At 32.3% G+C, this 21,574-nt stretch carries 21 protein-coding genes; 9 read left to right on the forward strand and 12 right to left on the reverse strand.

The genetic code is table 11. The features are described from left to right. Nucleotides 1–5: 5 nt before the first annotated feature. Genes V8G56_RS07320 through tsaB form a run of 4 tightly spaced genes read left to right on the forward strand, consistent with a single transcriptional unit; the run spans nucleotide 6 to nucleotide 4,635 of the window. Complete coding sequence (locus V8G56_RS07320; protein ID WP_395437794.1) at nucleotides 6–1,169, forward strand: efflux RND transporter periplasmic adaptor subunit; 1,164 nt, start codon at nucleotides 6–8, stop codon at nucleotides 1,167–1,169. Nucleotides 1,170–1,214: 45 nt separating this feature from the next. After that, nucleotides 1,215–2,657 carry a TolC family protein gene (locus tag V8G56_RS07325; protein WP_395437795.1) on the forward strand — a complete coding sequence of 481 codons (1,443 nt, stop codon included), beginning with the start codon at nucleotides 1,215–1,217 and terminating at the stop codon, nucleotides 2,655–2,657. Nucleotides 2,658–2,662: 5 nt separating this feature from the next. Continuing rightward, the gene (locus V8G56_RS07330) at nucleotides 2,663–3,952 is read left to right on the forward strand and encodes an efflux RND transporter periplasmic adaptor subunit (protein ID WP_395437796.1); all 1,290 of its coding nucleotides are present in this window, start codon (nucleotides 2,663–2,665) and stop codon (nucleotides 3,950–3,952) included. Nucleotides 3,953–3,963: 11 nt separating this feature from the next. Beyond that, nucleotides 3,964–4,635 carry a tRNA (adenosine(37)-N6)-threonylcarbamoyltransferase complex dimerization subunit type 1 TsaB gene (gene tsaB, locus V8G56_RS07335; protein WP_395437797.1) on the forward strand — a complete coding sequence of 224 codons (672 nt, stop codon included), beginning with the start codon at nucleotides 3,964–3,966 and terminating at the stop codon, nucleotides 4,633–4,635. Here tsaB and V8G56_RS07340 read toward each other — a convergent pair. From V8G56_RS07340 to V8G56_RS07355, 4 genes are all read right to left on the reverse strand, one after another. Continuing rightward, a complete protein-coding gene (locus V8G56_RS07340; RefSeq protein ID WP_395437798.1) occupies nucleotides 4,632–5,444 on the reverse strand; it encodes a mechanosensitive ion channel family protein in 813 nt (270 codons plus the stop codon). The genes tsaB and V8G56_RS07340 overlap by 4 nt on opposite strands. Nucleotides 5,445–5,520: 76 nt before the next feature. Then, nucleotides 5,521–5,880 (reverse strand): DUF1304 domain-containing protein, encoded by a 360-nt coding sequence (locus V8G56_RS07345; RefSeq protein WP_395437799.1) that lies wholly within the window; start codon nucleotides 5,878–5,880, stop codon nucleotides 5,521–5,523. Beyond that, the gene (locus tag V8G56_RS07350) at nucleotides 5,877–7,979 is read right to left on the reverse strand and encodes a thioredoxin domain-containing protein (RefSeq protein ID WP_395437800.1); all 2,103 of its coding nucleotides are present in this window, start codon (nucleotides 7,977–7,979) and stop codon (nucleotides 5,877–5,879) included. Before V8G56_RS07350 ends, V8G56_RS07345 begins: the two co-directional genes overlap by 4 nt. Before the next feature lie 83 nt (nucleotides 7,980–8,062). Then, entirely contained in the window at nucleotides 8,063–8,965 is a 903-nt protein-coding gene (locus V8G56_RS07355) for a NifU family protein (RefSeq protein WP_395437801.1), read from the reverse strand. A gap of 171 nt (nucleotides 8,966–9,136) precedes the next feature. Between V8G56_RS07355 and V8G56_RS07360 the strand changes: the two genes are divergently transcribed. The 3 genes from V8G56_RS07360 to V8G56_RS07370 are packed head-to-tail and all read left to right on the forward strand — an operon-like array spanning nucleotide 9,137 to nucleotide 11,739. Continuing rightward, nucleotides 9,137–10,138 carry a PorP/SprF family type IX secretion system membrane protein gene (locus V8G56_RS07360; RefSeq protein ID WP_395437802.1) on the forward strand — a complete coding sequence of 334 codons (1,002 nt, stop codon included), beginning with the start codon at nucleotides 9,137–9,139 and terminating at the stop codon, nucleotides 10,136–10,138. Between the two features lie 4 nt (nucleotides 10,139–10,142). Further along, on the forward strand, nucleotides 10,143–10,655 hold the full coding sequence (locus V8G56_RS07365; RefSeq protein ID WP_395437803.1) for a gamma carbonic anhydrase family protein: 513 nt from the start codon (nucleotides 10,143–10,145) through the stop codon (nucleotides 10,653–10,655). After that, nucleotides 10,648–11,739: an esterase-like activity of phytase family protein gene (locus tag V8G56_RS07370; RefSeq protein WP_395437804.1), complete on the forward strand. Its 1,092-nt coding sequence runs from the start codon at nucleotides 10,648–10,650 to the stop codon at nucleotides 11,737–11,739. Before V8G56_RS07365 ends, V8G56_RS07370 begins: the two co-directional genes overlap by 8 nt. Before the next feature lie 11 nt (nucleotides 11,740–11,750). Here the strand turns inward: V8G56_RS07370 and murI are convergent, their stop codons facing one another. The 8 genes from murI to V8G56_RS07410 form a co-directional block, all read right to left on the reverse strand. Further along, nucleotides 11,751–12,530 (reverse strand): glutamate racemase, encoded by a 780-nt coding sequence (gene murI / locus V8G56_RS07375; protein WP_395437805.1) that lies wholly within the window; start codon nucleotides 12,528–12,530, stop codon nucleotides 11,751–11,753. Nucleotides 12,531–12,596: 66 nt separating this feature from the next. Beyond that, nucleotides 12,597–13,103, reverse strand: a complete 507-nt coding sequence (locus tag V8G56_RS07380; protein ID WP_331632534.1) for an OmpH family outer membrane protein — start codon at nucleotides 13,101–13,103, stop codon at nucleotides 12,597–12,599. 29 nt (nucleotides 13,104–13,132) lie between these two features. Beyond that, nucleotides 13,133–14,302, reverse strand: a complete 1,170-nt coding sequence (locus V8G56_RS07385; RefSeq protein ID WP_395437806.1) for an OmpH family outer membrane protein — start codon at nucleotides 14,300–14,302, stop codon at nucleotides 13,133–13,135. A 36-nt stretch (nucleotides 14,303–14,338) separates the two neighbouring features. Beyond that, nucleotides 14,339–16,987: a BamA/OMP85 family outer membrane protein gene (locus V8G56_RS07390; RefSeq protein ID WP_395437807.1), complete on the reverse strand. Its 2,649-nt coding sequence runs from the start codon at nucleotides 16,985–16,987 to the stop codon at nucleotides 14,339–14,341. Next, on the reverse strand, nucleotides 16,923–17,663 hold the full coding sequence (locus V8G56_RS07395; RefSeq protein WP_395437808.1) for an isoprenyl transferase: 741 nt from the start codon (nucleotides 17,661–17,663) through the stop codon (nucleotides 16,923–16,925). The genes V8G56_RS07390 and V8G56_RS07395 overlap by 65 nt, the downstream gene beginning before the upstream one ends. A gap of 2 nt (nucleotides 17,664–17,665) precedes the next feature. Next, nucleotides 17,666–18,352 (reverse strand): type IX secretion system protein PorG, encoded by a 687-nt coding sequence (gene porG, locus V8G56_RS07400; RefSeq protein WP_395437809.1) that lies wholly within the window; start codon nucleotides 18,350–18,352, stop codon nucleotides 17,666–17,668. 100 nt (nucleotides 18,353–18,452) lie between these two features. Next, entirely contained in the window at nucleotides 18,453–19,337 is an 885-nt protein-coding gene (locus V8G56_RS07405; protein WP_395437810.1) for an NAD kinase, read from the reverse strand. Nucleotides 19,338–19,340: 3 nt separating this feature from the next. Next, nucleotides 19,341–20,000, reverse strand: coding sequence for a CBS domain-containing protein (locus V8G56_RS07410; protein WP_395437811.1), 660 nt, complete (start codon nucleotides 19,998–20,000; stop codon nucleotides 19,341–19,343). A gap of 89 nt (nucleotides 20,001–20,089) precedes the next feature. On the opposite strand from V8G56_RS07410, the gene V8G56_RS07415 reads away from it, so the two are divergent. Together V8G56_RS07415 and V8G56_RS07420 are read left to right on the forward strand one after the other, a co-directional pair. Next, a complete protein-coding gene (locus V8G56_RS07415; RefSeq protein WP_395437812.1) occupies nucleotides 20,090–20,803 on the forward strand; it encodes a pyridoxine 5'-phosphate synthase in 714 nt (237 codons plus the stop codon). After that, nucleotides 20,803–21,573, forward strand: a complete 771-nt coding sequence (locus V8G56_RS07420; RefSeq protein ID WP_395437813.1) for an alpha/beta fold hydrolase — start codon at nucleotides 20,803–20,805, stop codon at nucleotides 21,571–21,573. The genes V8G56_RS07415 and V8G56_RS07420 overlap by 1 nt, the downstream gene beginning before the upstream one ends. The last annotated feature ends 1 nt before the right edge of the window (nucleotide 21,574 follow it).

Consider the following 21,574-nt stretch of genomic DNA (forward strand, 5'->3'; position numbering starts at 1 on the left):
AAATAATGAAAAGAACAAAAACATTAATTACGTTAATATCAATTGTAGTAGTATTTTCTGTAGCTTTAGTTTATTTATGGCAAAAAAACCAGGAAGATCCTATTTTATATTCTACAGAATCGCCCTCTGAACAAACTATTTTTGTTAAAACGGTTGCAACAGGAAATATTGTTCCTAAAGAAGAAATTCTTATAAAACCTAATATTTCTGGAGTTATTGAAGAGGTATATATCGAGGCAGGTGAGTATATAAAGTCCGGTGATTTAATAGCAAAAATCAGAGTTATTCCTAATGTGTCCTCTTTAACTAGTGCAAAAAACAGCATTGCCACAAGTCAAACGGCCGTGGAAACAGCCCAAATTAATTTGCAAACACAACAAGCAAATTATGACCGTCAAAGGGCATTATTTGAAAAAGGCATTATTTCAGCAAATGATTTTGAAGGTATAAACAACACCTATTTGCAGGCTAAACAAAGCATTGAACAGGCCAAAATAAATTTGACTTCTGCCAGGCAAAATTATGATATCATAAAAACAGGAACCACTTCCGGATTAGGGAATATAGCTCAAACATTAGTGAGAGCAACTATTTCTGGAATGGTGTTAGACGTTCCTGTTAAGGAAGGAAATCAGGTGATTGAAGCAAATAATTTTAATGAAGGGACCTCAATTGCATCTCTGGCAGATGTAAAAAAAATGATTTTTGAGGGAAATGTTGATGAGAGCGAGGTAGGTAAGATAAAAGAAGGATTGCCATTAGAAATTACCGTTGGTGCGATTGAGAACAAAAAGTTTGATGCTGTCTTGGATTATATTGCCCCTCAAGGAATTGCTGAAAATGGGGCTATTCAATTTGAGATAAAAGGAAGTATTAAATCTATTGATTCTACATTTATTAGAGCGGGCTTAAGTGCTAATGCTTCTATTATTTTGGATAAAGCTGAAAATGTTTTAGCTATCAGAGAGGCCTTAGTTCAGTATGACAGGGAAACAAAAAAACCTTATGTTGAACTAGAGGTTGGGAATCAAAAATTTGAGAGAAAAGACATTGAATTAGGGATTAGTGATGGTATCTTTGTAGAAGTAAAAAACGGGGTTACCAAGGCTGATAAAATAAAAGTGTGGAATCAAATTCAAGGGATTCCAAAATATGCTCAAAATAATTAATTTATTTGTAACACTTTCACAATTAAGTAGACCAATATTTTACATATGAAAAAATCATTCTTATTAATAGTAGTTATTTTAACTTTTAAAATACAGGCTCAGGATAATAAATGGACACTTAGAGCTTGTGTAGATTATGCTATTGAAAACAATATTTCAGTAAAGCAAAGTGAGTTAGATCTTAAGTCATCTGAATTAAATAAGAAAGATGCGGTTGGTAATTATCTTCCGTCGTTAAATGCCTCTGGGAATCATTCCTGGAATGTGGGATTAAACCAAAATATTACAACTGGTCTTTTTCAAAATGTAACAACTCAATATTCTTCTGTAGGTTTAAATGCTGGTTTTGACATCTATGGAGGTTTGAGAAATTTATATCAGTTTAATCGCGCTAAGTTGGAAGTATTGGCTTCTCAATATCAATTAGATGATATGAAAGACAATATTTCTCTTATGGTGGCAAATTCATTTCTTCAAATATTGTTTAATAAGGAACAATATAAAGTCTTATTGAATCAAAATGAGATTACCAGAGAAGAATTAAACAGAACGAATGAATTGGTTGACGCTGGGGCTTTGCCTAAAGGCGATTTATTTGAGATTCAGGCCACAATTGCTTCACAAGAACAACAAATTGTAAATGCTCAAAATGCTATTTTAATATCAAAAATTCAATTAGCCCAAATATTATTAATTAAAGATTACACTAATTTTGATATAGTAGATTCTATTTATGAAGTGCCTGATACTTTTATACTCTCTGAATCTCCACAAGCTATTATTAATAAAGCCAAGGAAACCAGATATGATATTAAAATTGCGGAAAATAGTGCAGAAATGGCTGAGTATGATTTGAAAATGGCCAGAGCAGCATATCAACCAACATTAAGAGGATTTTTTGGGTATAATACAAGAGCATCATACAGTGATCAATTTACTGGTACACAGCTCGATCCGGACAATCCAACTTCAACCGTACAAATAGGTGAAGTTCAATCAACCGGAGAACCAGTAATTGCCCAAGTGGAAAATAGAATTCCAATAATAAGTGGACCTGATCCTCTATTTGATCAATTTAGTTTGAATGATGGTTATAACTATGGGTTTGCTTTAAGTATTCCAATTTTTAACGGATTTTCAGTAAGGAATAATGTAAAAAGAAATAAACTTAATGTAGATCGTACTAAATATCAATTGGAACAAGCTAATTTAGATATTGAAACTAATGTATATCAAGCTTATAATGATGCTAGAGGAGCATTAAAGGCCTATGAAGCTGCACAAAAAACTCTTTTAGCCAGAAAAGAAGCCTTTGATTATTCTAAAGAACGTTATAATGTTGGCTTATTAAATGCCTTTGATTTTAACCAATCACAGAGCAGATTTGAACAAGCACAAAGTGATGTAGTGCGAACCAAATATGATTATATATTTAAACTCAAAGTTTTAGAATTCTACTTTGGAATTCCTATTACTGACATAAATTAATTAAAATGAGTAAGAAATCACTTGTTATAATAGTATCAATTACGGTTATATTATTAATTGCTTTAATTGGAGGTAAAAAGGCTGGATGGTTCGGAAAGAGTGGTAACTTTAAAGAAATAGAAACAAAAAAAATTACCAGATTAGATATCATTGAAACCGTTTCGGCTACCGGAAAAATTCAACCAGAAGTTGAAGTTAAAATTTCTAGTGAAGTTTCAGGAGAAATTATAGAGTTACCAATTATTGAAGGACAACAAGTCAAAAAAGGTGATTTGTTAGTGCGTATCAATCCCGATATTTACCAATCCAGTTTAAACCGTGTTCAGGCCTCTCTGCAAAATGTAAAAGCAAATTTAAATCAAGCAGAGGCGTCTTTAACTGAAGCTAAGGCCAGCTATGAAAGAAATAAGCAACTTTTTGAAAAAGGAATTATTTCTAAGTCAGATTGGGATAAAGCAGTATCAAGTTATGAAATTGCATTGGCAAATAGAGAATCTGCATATTACAGCGTGAAAAGCGCTGCGGCTACTGTTAACGAAGCCCTTGATAATTTAAATAGAACCACCATTTATGCGCCGATGGATGGCACTATTTCTAAACTGGATGTCGAGTTGGGTGAACGTGTTGTGGGAACGCAACAAATGGCAGGAACTGAAATTTTAAGAGTCGCCAATTTATCTAATATGGAAGTTGAAGTTGATGTTAATGAGAACGATATTGTAAAAGTAACTATTGGTGATTCCACAATGGTAGAGGTAGATGCCTATTTAAAAAAAGAATTTAAAGGCGTAGTAACTGAAATTTCAAATTCAGCTGATGGTGTTTTAAGTGCAGATCAGGTTACAAATTTTAAAGTAAAAGTTAGAATTACTGAAGAGTCTTATAAAGACTTGGTTGAAGGAAAACCTGAATACTATTCACCTTTCAGACCAGGAATGACTGCGACTGTTGATATTATTACTAACGAAAGAAATAATGCCATTAACGTTCCAATAAGCGCCATTACAATTAAAACAGATACGACTTCTACAAAAAGCAAAAGAAAAGAAGCAGATGATCTTAAAGAGAGTCCAGAAAAATTTGAATGTGTATTTATAAAAAACGGAGATACTGCAGAGCTTCGCGTTGTTAAAACTGGTATTCAAGATGATTCCAACATAGAAATCACGTCTGGACTAGAAGAAGGAGAAGAAGTTATTGTTGGACCCTATAATGTAGTTACAAAAACGCTAAAAAATGGCGATAAAGTTCAGTTAAAAGCAAATGCGACTGATGATAGTGTAAATAATGATTAAAGTTATTTCTCTTGGCCATAATACTTAATATAGAAACTGCAACTACTAATTGTTCAGTGTCTCTTTCTAAAGAAGGAAAAATTATAATTTCAAAAGAGGATTACGACAAAAATTATTCTCATGCAGAAAGACTTCATGTATACATAGATGAAATCTTAAAAAGGGGACATATTCAGGCAAATCAATTGGATGCTATTGCTATCAGTAAAGGACCAGGTTCTTATACGGGTTTACGCATTGGAGTTTCAGCAGCCAAAGGACTTTGTTTTGCTTTAAATAAGCCATTGATTTCTGTATCAACTTTAGAAGCATTAGCACATCAAGTTAAAAATTGTGACGGCGTTATTGTGGCCATGTTAGATGCCAGACGTATGGAAGTTTATTCTGCTATTTTTGATTCAAATCATGATCAAATTAGAGAGACAAAAGCTGAAATTTTAAGTGAAGACTCCTTTAGTACATACTTAGAACAAGGCAAAGTGTATTTTATTGGAAATGGTGTGGAAAAAACAAAAACTCTGATTTCACATCCTAATGCTGTATTTATTGAGGATAAACTCCCTTCAGCTAATGAGATGGGATTTTTAGCTCATCATAAATACAAAATAAGCGACTTTGAAGATGTCGCTTATTTTGAGCCTTATTATTTAAAAGATTTTGTAGCATTAAAACCTAAATCTTAAGCTTTTTTCCTTATTTCAACTTGATGTGGATAAGGTATTTCAATATCTGCAGCGTCCAATGCTTCTTTAGTTTGTTCAGTTACTTCAAAATATACTGTCCAATAATCAGCCGATGCACACCAAGGTCTCACCGCAAAATTAATTGAGCTATCGGCTAATTCCAACAAATTTACTGAAGGAGCTGGCTCCTTTAAAACTTTTGGATGTGATGTTAAAACCTGCATTAATACGTTTTTTGTTTTTTTAATGTCTGAATCATAACCAACACCAAATACCAGATCTACACGACGTGTGCCTTCAGTAGTATAATTAACAATATTCCCATTTGATAGGGAACCATTTGGAATAATAATTTCTTTGTTTGATAAACCAGTTAATTTTGTTGTGAAAATTTCTATTTCTTTAACTACCCCCATTTGACCTTGAGCTTCAATTAAATCACCAATTTTAAAAGGCTTAAAAATCATAATTAAAACACCGCCTGCAAAATTACCTAAAGATCCTTGAAGCGCTAACCCTATCGCTAATCCTAAAGAAGCAAGTAAAGCAGCAAAGGAGGTGGTTTCTATACCAACAGTACCTAAAACTACAATGATTAAAACTATTTTTAACCCCCAACTAATTAAGTTTGTTAAAAACTTTTTAAGACTCAAATCGTAGTCTCTTTTTTCCATGGTTTTTGTTAACCCTTTCAGAATAATCTTTACAGCCCATGAGCCAAAAATCCAGATTAAAATAGCGGCTATAAGTTTTGGTCCAAATGTCATAACTAATCCATATCCCATTTCTAGCCATTTCTCTAAATTCATAATTTTTTATTTTAAATGAAGAGCAAAGTTAAAAACTAAATAAGATTAATTGAAATGAATTGTTATTAAATGCATTTCACAATAAAAGGACAGTAGAAATTAGAGCTAAAATAGCAGGAACGGCTTGAATATAAAACAAGCGTATTTTTTTTGTTGAATAGGCTCCGTAGATGCCTGCTATAATAACACATATTAAAAAGAAAACAGAAGCATTATTGTCTTTAAGAATAACTGAATAAATCAATCCTGCGGCTAAAAAACCATTATATAATCCTTGATTGGCTGCTAAGACTTTGGTTTCCTCAGCAAATTCTTTTGACTTTAAACCAAAAGTTTTGATACCTTTTGGTTTGGTCCATAAAAACATTTCTAAGATTAAAAAGCAGATATGTTCAAAAGCAACAAGACTTATTAAAAAGATTTTTAAAAATATCATGGTTTTAACAATTTAATGGCATCTTCAATATGTGCAACAGGAAGTTGACACATGTTATCAACACATACATAAATTAATGTTTCGTTTGGTACATATCGGTTTTCAATTAAAGGGAAGTTTTTGTCAGTAATGCTTCCTGCAATGAGCTTATTTGGAAGGTATGATTTGTTTATTTCTGAAATTTTTGATAGAGCGTCTATTCCAACAACGGCAATTTCATAAAAAGGATTGGTATAATCGAGCATTAAATCTAACCACTTAGAATACCCGGAAGCATAGTCTTCAATCTCAGGCTTCACATTATTGAGCATGGTAAGGGCCGCTTTTCTGTAATGTTCATTATCGAAATAATGAGCTAATTTAAATAAATTTTTAGCCATAATGGAATTACTTGCTGGAATCACATTATCACGGTATTCTATACTTCTTGAAACAAGGGCGTCATCTTCATTTGATGTGAAGAAAAACATATGGCTTCTTATATCAAAAAAATGGTCAAAGGTATAATTGGTCAAATTCCTTGCAGTGATGAGCCATTTGTCATCAATAGTATTTTCATAAAGGCTTATAAAGGCTTCAATGGTTGATGCATAATCTTCCAGATAACCATTAATAGAACCTTTACCATTTTTATAGTTGTGATATAATCCGCCATCTTCGCGTAATTGATTATGCAATATGAAGTTGGCATTTTTTTCTGCTGAAATTAAATAATCTTTGTTTCCAAATACTCTGTAGGCATCTATATAGCCTTTTAGCATGATGGCATTCCATGATGTTAAGGTTTTATCATCCAGCCTTGGTTTGGGTCTTTTGTTTCTAATAGTTAATAATATGCCATTCCATTTTTCTTTCTTTTCACTTAAAAGTTCTTTGCTTAACTCATATTTGTTAAGAATCACATCATCAGAGTCTTTTCTTATAAGAACATAACTATCATGTTCCCATAGCCCATAATTATTAATGTTGTAATAGTCTGAAAACAATAAATAATCTTCTTTTAAATGAGATTTAAGTTCTTCTTTTTGCCAAACATAAAAAGCACCTTCTTCAAGTTTCCCTTCATTATTGTTACTATCCGCATCAAGAGAAGAATAAAAAGCACCGTTTTCAGTGGTCATGTCGCGTTTGATATATTCTATAGTTTGAGTTACAATATCTTTGTATAAATCATTTTTGGTGATGAGGTAGGCATCTGAGTATAAGCTAACAAGCTGACCGTTATCATAAAGCATTTTTTCAAAGTGTGGCACATGCCATTTTGTGTCTACAGAATATCTTGAAAATCCACCTCCAATTTGATCAAATACACCCCCATAAGCCATTTTTGTAAGTGTAAAATTCACAAAGTCTTGTAGTGTTTTATCATTGTTTTGATAGGCATATCTGAGCAGAAAATGATAGTTGTTTGGCATCATAAATTTGGGAGCTCGGCTCATTCCGCCATCTTTAAAATCAAATTGACTGGACCATTTTTTGATAGTTTGATCAATAAATTTCAATTCAAAATCTGGGGGATCAGTATTCAAATGCACCAAATCCATGTTTTTAATGCCTTGTTCTAATTTATCTGCATACTCATAAATTTTTTCTGGTGTTTCCTCGTACAATTTAGAAATCTGATTCAAAGCATTAACCCATTGATCTTTTCTAAAATAGGTTCCGCCCCAAAAGGGTCTTCCATCGGGCAATGCAATAACATTCATTGGCCATCCGCCTCTTCCTGTCATGAGTTGCACTGCGTTCATGTATACCTGATCAATGTCTGGGCGCTCTTCTCTATCAACCTTCACATTAATAAAATGCTTATTCATTACTTGAGCTACTGAACTATCTTCAAAACTTTCATGCTCCATGACGTGGCACCAATGACAAGCGGCATAGCCAACACTAATTAATAATAACTTATTTTCAGATTTGGCTCGTTGTAAAGTTTCTGAATTCCAAGCATACCAGTTTACAGGATTATGAGCATGTTGTAATAGGTACGGACTAGTTTCATTAATGAGGTCGTTGGTATATTGGTATTCCATGGTTTTAGAGGTCTGACCTTTGCAGTTTGTTAAAAGAAGTAAAAACTGAAACACGTATAGCTTCATCTATCAAAGTTAGGGAAAATTTCAGGCATAAAAAAAGCGTTCTAATATATGAACGCCTTTTAAAATTATAAGTTGTAAATATTTTATCCGTTTATGGCTTCAACCGTTTCAACCTTATCTTTAAGCATTTCTTTAAGCATGTTTTCAATACCACTTTTTAAGGTATATGTTGAAGAAGGGCAGCCACTACAAGCACCTTGAAGCATAACACTTACTTTTTTACTTTCGGCATCATAAGATATGAATTGGATATTACCACCATCACTCGCTACAGCCGGTTTGACATATTCTTCCAGTATATTTATAATCTCTTTGGAGGTGTCATCAAGCGATTCAAAATGAGCCTCTTTTTGAGCTTCTGAGTTCTTTAAAGTTCCTGTTGCACCTGCTATGATAATATCTTTACCATTTTCTATATAACTTCTTATAAACTCACGAAGCTCCATGGTTATATCTTGCCATTCGGCAACGTCATATTTGGTGATTGACACATAGTTTTCATCAATAAACACACTTTTTACAAATGGAAAATGAAATAATTCGGTAGCCATGGGAGATGATTTAGCCTCATCAATAGAAGTAAACTCGAATAATGAAGTAACGAGTTTTTTATTGGCCACAAATTTAATAACCGCTGGATTTGGTGTGCTTTCTGCATACACAGTTACAGGTGTTTTTTTAGGAGCTTCAGATTCTTCAATGACAATTCCACCATCATTAAGATAGGCTTCAATTTGATCGGCAACCTCATCCTGAACATCATTCCATTCAACAATGCTATAGCGCTCAAGAGCTATGAAATTCCAAGAAATATATACCTTTTTTACAAAAGGTAAATAAAATAATTGTTGGGCTAAAGGTGAGCATTTAGCTTCGTCAATATTGTCAAATTCATAACTCTGATGTTTAGTTATAATTTGATTAATTTCAAATTTTATGATTGTATTATTTGATGTTTCTTGCACGGAAACCTTGAAAGTATTCATTTTAGCTAATTTTTTGTAAAAATACAAAAGATAACTTTACTTATACATATATTTATGTTTTGTTGGCGTTTAAAATATCGATTAGATAAAGTTGGCTTTATCTTTTTTATGTTTAATTTTTAAAACATCAGGGTGTTTAAATACTATGGAATCTGCCTTGAAGTAAAATATATGAAATTTAGAAATATCGTTTTTTTAACTATTGGGTTTTTATGTTCTCAGATGGCAATTTCTCAAGAAGGACTTCCTATATATACAGATTATCTTACTGATAATTATTATTTGATTCATCCATCAATGGCAGGAGTTGCTAACTGCTCTAAAGTAAGACTTACGGCTCGTCAACAATGGTTTGGTCATGAAGATGCTCCAAAACTTTTAACTTTAAGTGTTAATGGTAGAATTGGTGAAACACCATCGGCTATCGGAGGTATTTTATATACAGATAAAAATGGGTATCATTCACAAACTGGGGCATATGTAACGTATGCACATCATTTAATGTTTTCAAGAAATGAAGTGGATTTAAATATGTTATCTTTTGGTTTAAGTGCTGGCTTTATTCAATATAAATTAGATGAAACAACTTTTTTGTTTGATGGACCAGATAATATTATTGATGGTATTGTTCAGAGTGAGACTAATTTTAATGTTGACCTTGGTTTTTCTTATCATTTTTTAGACTATTATGCCCATGCAACTGTTAAGAATGTATTGAAAAATTCGGGAATTAATAATGATATAGAAATCACAAGCAACCTAAGGCGTTATTTATTTTCTGTAGGGGGTGTATTTGGTCAACTTGGAAGCGACTGGAGTTTTGAACCATCTGTGATGTTTCAATATAAAGAAGGTACGCAAGAGGCTGCTATAGATTTAAATGGAAAAGTTTATAAAGACATGGACTTTGGTAAAATTTGGGGAGGAATTTCTTTTAGAAACAGTTTTGATGGTGCTCAATATTTGGATGGATCAGGTGTTAGTAGCCAAAAACTAAAACAAATCACACCTATTTTAGGCGTTGACCTTAAACAATTTATGTTTGCATATACCTATACTTATCAAACCAATTCTTTAGTTTTTACTAGTGGTGGATTTCATCAATTGACGCTTGGATATAATTTCAATTGCAGAAAAGAGAAGTATGATTGTAAATGTCCTGCAGTAAACTAATAGTATGCCAATTATAAAATCTCTTAATGGTGTTGCCCCTAATATTCCAGATGACTGTTACATAGCGGAAAATGCCACTATTGTTGGTGACGTTTCAATGGGTCGTCAATGCAGCGTATGGTTTAATGCTGTTATCCGTGGTGATGTTCATTATATAAAAATGGGCAATAAAGTTAATGTTCAGGATGGTGCCGTTATTCATGCAACCTATAAAACATCTCCAACAAATATCGGCAACAATGTTTCCATTGGTCATAATGCCATAGTTCATGGCTGTACAATTCATGATAATGTCCTTATCGGTATGGGAAGTATCGTGATGGATGATTGCGTGGTAGAAAGCAACAGTATTATTGCGGCTGGAGCGGTTGTTACCAAAAACACCAAAGTAGAATCTGGAAGTATTTATGCTGGAATTCCAGCAAAAAAAGTAAAGGATATTAGTGAAGAATTAATTTCCGGAGAGATAAATAGGATTGCAGAAAACTACGTTAAATACTCAGGGTGGTATGAGTAATTTCTTTTTTAGGGTTTCCTTATCTCTATTAGCGTTATTTGTAATTGGTTGTGGAAGCACAAAATTAAAGTCTTCCAAAGATTTACAAATAAATTTTTTGAGCGAGTATATTGTGCCAGATAATTTGATTATGGACAATACACTTATTGGAGGATTATCTGGTATTGATTATTATAATGGGCATTATTATTTGGTCTGTGATGATTCAAATAATCCCAGAGTTTATGAAGCTAAGATAGTTATTGATGACGATAAAATATCTAATATCACATTTGAAAAAGTCATATCAATTGATGATTCATCAAAATATCTTGATTTAGAATCCATTCGATATGATTCTGATTTGGACCAAATCTTGTTAACAAGTGAAGGGCATATTTTAAGGCAAAAAGATCCCTTATTTTTTAGCATAAATCCAAGTGGGCAAATACAAAACACCTTTCAAATCCCTGTTGCTTTTAAATCAAATAGTATTCAAAAACCCAGACATAATGCAACCCTGGAAGGTTTGTGTATGGCTTCTGATAAAAAAGGCTTTTGGTTAGGTATGGAATTACCTTTGGAAGCAGATGGCCCAGAGCCACAATATACTCCTACAAAATCGCCGATTAGAATAACCTATATAAGTTCTAAAACAAAATCACCAGAAAAGCAATTTGCCTATTTTTTAGAGCCTGTAGCCAAAAAGTCATTGGGCAATTTTTCCGTTAACGGCCTGACGGATTTAGTTCAATACAATGCGAATACCTTTTTAATTTTAGAGCGAAGTTATTCTAGTGGATTGGGAAATGAAGGGAATACAATAAAAATATTTGAGGCCAATGTTTCTGACGTAACAAACACAATTAAAATGAACAGCTTAAAAGATTTTGATTTTATTGCGGCTAAAAAGAAATTGCTTTTAAATTTTGAGAATTTAAGGGACAAGTTAACAGATAATAGTATTGATAATATTGAAGGTATTACATTGGGACCTAAGTTATCAAATGGGCATCAATCATTAATATTGGTTTCTGACAATAACTTTAACATACTTGGAAAACAATTCAACCAGTTTATTTTACTCGAGTTGATTGAAAATTAATTGTTTTTTCATCAAAAATTTAAATAATCAACTTCAAAACGATTATCTAAAATCCCTTTTAATATCTCAGGATTTCCATTTGTAAAAAAGGTATTTTTTGATTTGGTTGTTTGTGTGTTCAAAAGATGATGTTTTTCTAAAACAGCTTTAGTCTGTCTTGCTACCGCTTCCCCAGAATCAATTATTTTAATATGTTTTGGAAGCATTTCTAGTAATAATGGAATGAGATAAGGGTAATGTGTGCATCCTAATACCAAATAATCAATATTGGCTTCCAGCATTGGTTTTAAATATTCTTTTAAAAGCATTCTTACTTCTTCAGAATTAACTTTTCCCATTTCAATCAATTCAACCAATCCTTCGCCAACTTGCTCAACCACTTGTAATCCATGTGAATATAAACTGGAAGTATTATTAAATAGCTCACTTGAAAGTGTTCCTTTAGTAGCAAGAATTCCAATGGCTTTTGTTTTTGAATTTAAGGCAGCAGGCTTTATTGCTGGTTCAATACCAATAAATGGAACCTCATAGTTTTTTCTTAATAAGCTAATGGCATTTGTGGTAGCGGTATTGCAAGCAACTACTATTAATTTACACCCTTGATGAATTAAATATTCGGTGTTTTTAACACTTAAATCTATAATCGCTTGCTTGCCCTTGATGCCATAAGGGGCATTGGCACTATCAGCTAAATAAATGGTATTTTCATTTGGTAAAAGACTGTGAATTTCTTGCCAAATGGAAGTGCCTCCAATACCAGAATCAAAAATGCCAATAGGATTTGTTTGCATAGTATACAAAAATAAAAAAGCTGCTTTGTTTAAAGCAGCTTTATATAAATTAAATTAGATAAAATTCTAGATACCTAATTCTTTTTTAACATCATCCAACAAGTTTTTACCATCAGTTAAAATAGCAACTCCTTGTGAAGAGTCTAAAACATAGTCAAAACCTTGAGCTCTTGATACTTTTAAAATAGCTGTTTTAGCTTTTTCAGTAATTGGCTTTAAAAGATCCATCTCTTTAGTTTGCATGTCTTGTTGAGCTTGACCTTGATACTGTCTGATATTGTCTTGCATCCCTTGGATTTCTTGACCTCTTTTTGCATTCTCCTCATCGGTTTTAGTAGGAGCTTCTGCTTCATATTGCTTTACTTTGTTTTGAAACTCAGTAGCCATGTTTTGAATTTCTGCTTGATACGATTTAGTAAGTGTTTCAAGTTGTGTTTGCGCTGCTTTGTATTCCGGCATTGCAGTTATTAAATCCTGGGTATTTATATGAGCAATTTTACTTTGTGCTTGTGAAAAACTTACAGTCCCAATGCATAGTGCTGTTGCTAATAAAAGTGTTTTTAATTGTTTCATTTTTTAAAAGTGTTAACTGTTGTGAATTATTAATTGTTATTGTTTGTACTATCTTTTGCCTTTTGGCGTTCTTCTAATATTTTCTTTTTTCGTTCTTCTAATTCTTTTTTTCTGGCTTCTCTTTCAGCTAATTTTTTCTGTCTGTTTTCTTCAATAAGCTGCTCTCTTGTTTTTGTCTCAGTAACTTTTTCTTCAGTCGATTTTACTTCAGCCGCTTTGGTTTCTGTCATATTTGCGTCTATATTAGTTTGCGGTTCTTTAGTTTCTGTTTCTCCTTTTCTAGCATCTAATTTGGCTTGTCTAGCCTGCTCTCTTTCATCTAATATTTTTTGTCTTCTAGCTTCAGCTTCTAACTTTTTTGCTTCGCGATCTGCTAAAATTTCTTGTCTTCTTTTTTCAACAGCACTTTCTCTTGCGGTTTTTTTATCCTCTAATGCTTGTTCACGCGCATCTAATTCTTGATTGATTTCAGGCAGTAATTCTTCATTTTGAGCCGCTTTCCTTTCAGCTTTAGATTCTGCCTGTTCTCGTTTTGATGATCTTGTAATACTCCTTAATATTTGCTCACTTAAATCAAACTGTTTAGCTGAATATAACATAGTGGCATCAGATGACTTATCAAACACAAAATCATATTTTTTTGAAGCAGCTAAATCTTGAACCGCCGAAAAAATCTGATCTTGAATAGGCTGCATTAGCTGCTGCTTTTGAATCATTAAATCACCATTAGGTCCAAAACGTTTTTGTTGATAGTCTAAAATTTCCTTCTCTTCAAAAGCAAGATCTTCCTCACGCTCTTCAATAAGTTCTTTGGTTAAAAGTGTTTTTTCGTTGCTTAAATCTTTTCTTTTTTGTTCAATTTGAGATAATTTTTCCTCAATTTCACTTTTCCATTTAAGAATTTTTTGATTGAGCTGTAATGTTGCTTCTTGATATTCTGGAACATTTTCTAAAATATATTCTGTATCTATATAGGCTATTCTTACTCCTCTTTGCGCTTTAGATGAAAAGCTGAATATGAACACAAATGTCAGTAAAAAAAGAACGTTAGTTTTCATGTGCCTGTTTTTATAATTCCTATTATTATTTACTTTAAATTCTAAAAACAACAGATGATTTCTAATTAAATCTGTCAATTTTTGAATTGATCTTTCAAAATTAACGAATTTTAATCTTAAAAATTTCAATTCTTCTTTCAAATCATCAAACTGTTATTAGAAAATATCGTGCCAAATTTAAAATTGTTGACCAATAATAAAATGTGTTTCCCATCCATGTTTGTTAATTTCTCCTGGTAGAGGATCAAATCCATGACCAAAATCAATACCTAATAATCCAAAAGCAGGCATAAAAATACGAATACCTAATCCGGCAGAGCGATACAGTTGAAAAGGGTTATAATCTTTAAAACTATTATAAGATGCTCCTCCTTCTAAAAAGGTTAAAGCATAAATTTTAGCAGAGGCTTTTAAAGTAATAGGATATCTAAGTTCTAATGAGAATTTATTATATATAGTGCCTCCATCTTGACTTGATAATGATTGATTTGGATAACCGCGTAAAGCAATGGCTTCTCTTCCGTCTAAGCTATAAGTTCCTAAACCATCACCACCAAGAAAGAACCGTTCAAAAGGGATTACACCTCTGTCATTATTATAGGCCCCTAAGAATCCAAATTCTGCACTTGGTCTTAAAACTAAATCTTTGGCAACTTGGGTAAACCAATCCGCTTTAAAATTAATTTTGTAGAATTCTAACCATTTATAGCGTTCTTGGTCAATTTCACCAATTCTTGTTGATGCACTTGTTCTGTTTACAGAATTTTGAGAGGCATCATCTCTAATTATTATTAATCCATCACGCTCTTCTTTTAACGCTGTATAGTCCACTTTTGAAAATACACTATAAGGAATGGAAAGCTTTGCTCTTACGTCAAAATTTGAACCACCTGTTGGATAAATAGGATCATTATATGTGTTATTTCGGTTTAAGCCAACGGTATAAGATAAGTTGTTTGCATAACCATCACCAAATGTAAATAAACCAGTATTATAGTTATTTAAATCATAACGCTGGAAACTGATGGCTTGTGATAATGTAAAATAATCATCTGGAACAGATAAACGTCTAGCTAACCCAAGCGTAATTCCAGTAATGTTAAAACTTTTGCTTTTATCAGCATTTCTGGTTTGAAAATTATATAAAAACTGCTTTGTATGAGATAAAGAGGTTGAAAATTGCACCGGTCTTTTGCCTCCCAACCAAGGTTCTGAAAACGAAAAACTGTAAGTTTGATAAAATCTACTGGCTTGTAAACGCAAGGCTAACTTTTGACCATCACCCATTGGGATTGGTTTATAGGCGTCTTTTTTAAAGATGTCTTTAATGGAAAAATTATTAAATGAAAGCCCTAATGTTCCTATAAAGCCGCCTCCACCATAACCACCTTGAAGTTCTATTTGACTTGATCCTGTTTCTTTTACAGAATATTCTATGTCAATAGTTCCTTCATTAGGATTTGGGTTGATAAAATTTGGAGCGATTTCTTGGGCGTCAAAAAACCCTAATTGCCCCAGTTCTCTAACCGTTCTAACAACATTTGCCTTACTGTATAATTGCCCAGGTCTTGTTCTTATTTCCCGGTAAATGACATGGTCATTAGTTTTATCATTTCCAACAACAGTCACATTATTGAAATAAGCAGGTTTTCCTTCAACAATTCTTATTTCCATATCAATAACATTATTTTCTGCCCCAACTTCAACTGGGTTTATATTTGAAAATAAATAGCCAAAGTTTTGATAGTAATTAGTAATATCATCAGCATCAGGTTTTGAATTGTCTGCAATTCGTTTTTGAAGTAAAACACCATTATAAGTATCTCCTTTGTTGATACGCAAAATTCTAGATAATTGCTGATTGGTATAAACGGTATTTCCTATAAATGAAATATTACCAAACGTATATTTTTCACCTTCATTTACCTTGATTTGAAGTGAAATGGTTTTATCATCATTTATAATCACGCTGTCTGATAAAATTCGGGCATCTCTATAACCATTTTCCTTGTATTTATCAACTACGCTTGCTAAATCTTTTTGGTAGGCAGAGTCAATAAATTTTGAACGTTTTAAAATGCGAAGACGATTTATCTTTTTAGTGTTTTTCATGCTTTTTCTAAGCTGCTTATCACTTAAAACATCGTTGCCATTAAACACAATATTTTTTATTTTTACTTTTTCTCCTTTGTCAATATTTAGAACTAAATTAACCCGAGCCTTTTGAATGGAATCTTTTACCTCAATAGTTCTGAAATTAATTTTAGTATTAACAAATCCCTCTTTTTTATATTTTGTTTCAAGGAAGTTTTTAGTATTAGTCATAAGGTTTTCAGTCACCTTGACACCTTTTTGTAATTTATTATCCTTAATAATACCTTCAACTTTACCCTTTTTAACACCATTTACTTTTATTTCATTAAGTTCAGGTAAGTCAGAAAGCCTAATTTCTAAATAGGCTACGTTGTCTTCAATTTTGGTAACATATATTTCAATGTCGCTAAAGAGCTTAGAACTCCAAAGTTTTTTTATGGCATTACTTATTTCTTCACCGGGAATAGTGATTTCTTTTCCCTCGCTTAATCCGGAGTAAGTAATAATAGTTTGTTCACTGAAACTGGAGTTGCCTAAGACAGTAACCCCTCCTAAAACATATTTTTTGTCAGAATTATAAGTAATTTCTTGAGCTTGGATATTAATACTGCCAATAATAATTATTAACGATATGCAGTGTTTAAAATATGTTTTCAATAACAATATATTAGCTAATTTGTTCACTTGTTTTCCCAAATCGTCGTTCTCTTTTTTGATATTCAATAATAGCATGATACAGATCTTCTTTTGAAAAATCTGGCCAAAGTGTATTTGTAAAATACAATTCTGCATATGCAATTTGCCAAAGCAAAAAATTACTTATTCGTTGTTCCCCACTGGTTCTAATAAGTAAATCTACATCTGGTAAATTTCGCGTGTAAAGATGCTCATTAATAATTGATTCATCAATTTTTTCGGGCGAAATTATATTATTTTTAACTTTAATGCTTATTTCTTTTATGGTGCTTAACAATTCTTCTCTTGAGCCATAGCTCAAAGCAATTGTTAAAGTCATTCTGGTATTTAATTTTGTTTTTTCCATAACATCAACAAGCTCTTTAAAAACTTTTGATGGTAAAGTGCTTAAATTACCAATTGTACAAAGCTTTATGTTATTGTCATGAAGTGTTTTAATTTCTTTTTTTAATGAGGAAATTAGAAGCCGCATAAGCGTTTGTACTTCTAATTTTGGTCTATTCCAGTTTTCAGTAGAAAACGCATAAAGCGTTAAATTTTCTACCCCAAGTTCAGCACAACCTTCAACAACCTGCCTTACAGCTTTAGCGCCATTTTCATGCCCAAATGCTCTGGCCATTCCTTGCTTTTTCGCCCAGCGGCCATTGCCATCCATAATAATAGCAATATGCTTAGGTAATCTGCTGTCGTTTATGTGTTCTTTTAAGCTCATTATTAATTTGGGCAATAACAAGGATTTTCTCCAAAAGTATAGGTTAGTGTTATGCCGGTAAAAGTATACCAGTCTTTATTATTTTGGTTTCCAAACCTATAAACTTGAAGTCCCTCGTCTTTTGGAAAGCTTCCCTCAATGTTGTCAGAAAAAGTATAACGAGCACCAACTTCTATTCCAACAATGAAATTTCCAAGAAAATTTGACTTAAAACCTAAAACCATTGGAATGCCGAAAGCCCAACTTGAAGAGTTTTGAGAGGTTTGTGTTCCGTTTAAAAAATAAGTGTCTTCAATATTGGTAACAGAAATACCAGAATACAAATAAGGTGTAGCTATTTTATGTCCTGAATGCAAATTAAAATCAAAAAATGTAAATTCCATTCCGCCTGAAATTTCTATGATTTGATTAGAAAAACTATAGTTTCTTTGAATTCGTCTTGGATCATCTGATTTCGCGTCTTCTCCTTTTAAATCAGTAAAAGTTAGAGATATTCTGTAAGAATGTCTTGGACTTTTGTTCCATTTATAAATTCCACCTATTGCTAATTGATTAGGGGAAATATAATTGGTGCTGCCCAAGTCACCTATAAAGTTGCTTCCACCAACAAAAATTCCCAATTCATTAATTTGGGAGTAACAGGATTGAATGCTTACAATGCTTAAAATAAAAATGGCTATATACCTCATAGAGATTTAAAAGTTTGCAAATATAATAAATATGATTAGGCTAATGCAATTAGAACCTAATTGAATTAGCTTTAAAACATATTTTATTGAAAAATATTGCCTAATTACGCTTGTCTTCGCCCCAAAGAAGCTTTTTGCGAAGAGTTGTTAAAAAGCTTTCGTTTAATAGATCAACCATTTTAATTGTAAATGGGGCTTTTTTAATTTTAATGATTGTTCCGTTTTCTAAAGTTGCAATTCTTGAATCTAACGATACTAAATGACTTTCTTCTCTGCCTGTAACTTTGAGCTGAATTTCAGTGTCATCAGGTATAATTAATGGGCGAGCACTTAAATTATGAGGTGCAATAGGGGTTATAACAAAACTATTTGTTTCTGGAGTTATTACTGGTCCGCCACAACTTAAAGAATAACCTGTTGAACCGGTTGGTGTTGAAATAATAAGGCCATCACTCCAATAGGAAGTAAGGTATTCTCCATTTAAATAGGTTTCAACAGTAATCATGGAGGTTGTGTTTTTTCGGCTTACAGCTATTTCGTTAAGCGCAAAATTTAAAGAACTGATATCTTCATTTTTTGAGGAAGTCTCTATGGTTAGCAAACTTCTTTCAGAAATTCTGTACTTGCCATCAATTATATTTTGAATGGCTAATTCAATATCACTTACTTGAATGGTTGCTAAAAACCCCAATCGGCCTGTATTAATTCCAATAATTGGAATACCAATATCTTTAACAAAGGTTATAGCTCTTAAAATGGTGCCATCGCCTCCAATACTTATCAATAAATCAAAAGAAGTATCTAAGGTGTCAAATTGTTTATCATGTAGATAATAAATTTTGTTGGGATCGCTATCATCAATAAGTTTATAAAATTCACTTTCAATGTAGGCGTCAATCTGTTTTTTTTTTAAATAATTAAAAAGTGTGTCCACTGAAAATGTTGTGGTGGTATTGTAAAATCTTCCAAAAACAGCAACTTTCATAACTTACATGTTTAAATATTTATTCAAATAGTCAGAGCGTTCTTTAAGACTTTCTATATAACTATCTTCTTCATGACCCGAAATAATATTGTAGCTGTAACGTCTAAAAGTTTGTATGATATTATTTAGCCCAGTATTTCCAATTTTTAGGGTTACTTCAATAATTTCATTATTGGATTTGGAAACAAATGCACCTAGAAGTTTACCATTGTTGGATTCTACAATCTGACTTATTTGACTAAACGAATAATCATCAACTCCTTTTTCAACTACTAAAATACTGCCTGCATCATAAAAGAAAGGTGTTTCATTAAACAATCCAATAATGTCTTTAAGCTCATAGTAACCTAAATAAACATTTTTTTCATTTAATACAGGCATCACATTTGTATGGTGTTTTGTAAAAGCTTGTAAAACATCTAACCAGGTTGTCTCTGCTCTAACAAAAAAATCTTCAATGGCATATTTATAATCGCTTAATGACGTGTCACTATCAAAACAATGTGCATCTGTTTCAGAAAAAGAACCTAAAAACACTTGTTCTTCATTAATTATTGGAATATGAGAAAATGTTAATTGGTTAAACAGCAACATCAAATCATTTATTTTACTATTGCTTTTTATAGGCTTTATATCATTAAGAATATATGATGTGAGATCCATTGTTATGTTTTAAAACTAAACAAAATTAATCAAAAAAAAAGGACATAAGCCTGTTCTACTTTGTATTTTTGTCAATTAAAAAGTGATCAATGACAAAGTTAAGTGTAAATATAAACAAGATTGCTACTTTAAGAAATTCAAGAGGTGGCGATGTTCCTAATGTCGTGCAGTTTGCAAAGGATGTTCAAAGATTTGGCGCGCAAGGTGTGACTGTGCATCCCAGGCCGGATGAACGTCATATACGGTATCAAGATGCCTATGATTTAAAGCCAGAAGTTTACACTGAATATAATATTGAAGGAAACCCGGTTGATTCTTTTATGAAGTTAGTTTTAAGTATCAAACCAACCCAAGTCACTTTAGTGCCGGATGCTGTGAATGCAATAACAAGTAATGCAGGCTGGGATACTTTGAAGCATAAAGATTTTTTGATTGATATCATTAATGAATTTAAACGAAATGATATTAGAACCTCTATTTTTGTCGATCCGGTATTAAAACAAATTGAAGGCGCAAAAGAAACAGGAACTGATAGAATTGAGTTATATACAGAAACTTTTGCCCATCAATATAGCTTAGGAAACAAGGAGGCCATTAAACCCTATGCGGAATGTGCTCAACTGGCTAGCAAACTTGGTTTGGGTATTAATGCAGGTCATGATTTGTCTTTAGATAACATTCAATTTTTCAAGGAAAATATTCCCAATTTATTAGAAGTTTCTATAGGTCATGCTTTAATTGCAGAAAGTTTATATTTAGGTGTTGAAAATGTTATTAATATGTATTTGCATAAACTAAAATAATGGTTTTACATTCAAATATATTGGGTAAGGGACAAGGTCAGGTTTTTGTTATTCTTCATGGTTTTTTGGGCATGGGTGATAATTGGAAAACACACGGCAAGCAACTAAGTGAGTCAGGTTTTGAGGTGCATTTGGTTGACCAGCGTAATCATGGCAGTAGTTTTTGGGATGACATTTTTAATTATAAAGTGTTAGTTCAAGATTTAAAACAATATTGTGATAAGCATCATCTTTCAAACATTATTTTGTTAGGTCATTCAATGGGTGGAAAGACGGCCATGCTGTTTGCAACAGAATATCCGCAATTGGTTTCAAAATTAATTGTTGCTGATATTTCCCCTAAATTTTACCCAATACATCATGAAACAATTTTGGCAGGGTTAAATGCTTTAGATTTTGAAATTATTAAAAGTAGAGGCGAGGCAGATGCAGTTTTAAATAATTACATTCCTGATTTTGGGACACGTCAGTTTTTACTCAAAAATTTATATTGGAAAGAAAAAGGGGAACTGGCACTGCGTATAAATTTGAAAGCTTTAGCTGAAAATATTGCAGAAGTTGGTGAAGCTTTGCCTTATGAAGTCAAATTTTTAAAAGACACTTTATTTTTACGTGGTGAAAGATCAAATTATATTAATTCTCAGGATGAATCTTTGATAATCCACCATTTTCCAAAAGCAGAAATAGTGACCATCTCAAATGCCGGGCATTGGTTACATGCTGAAAATCCCAAAGAGTTTTTTGAGGCTGTTATGGAATTTGTTAGATGAA

Origin of the sequence: Gaetbulibacter aquiaggeris (assembly GCF_044003965.1) — a bacterium.
GTDB lineage: Bacteria > Bacteroidota > Bacteroidia > Flavobacteriales > Flavobacteriaceae > Yeosuana > Yeosuana aquiaggeris.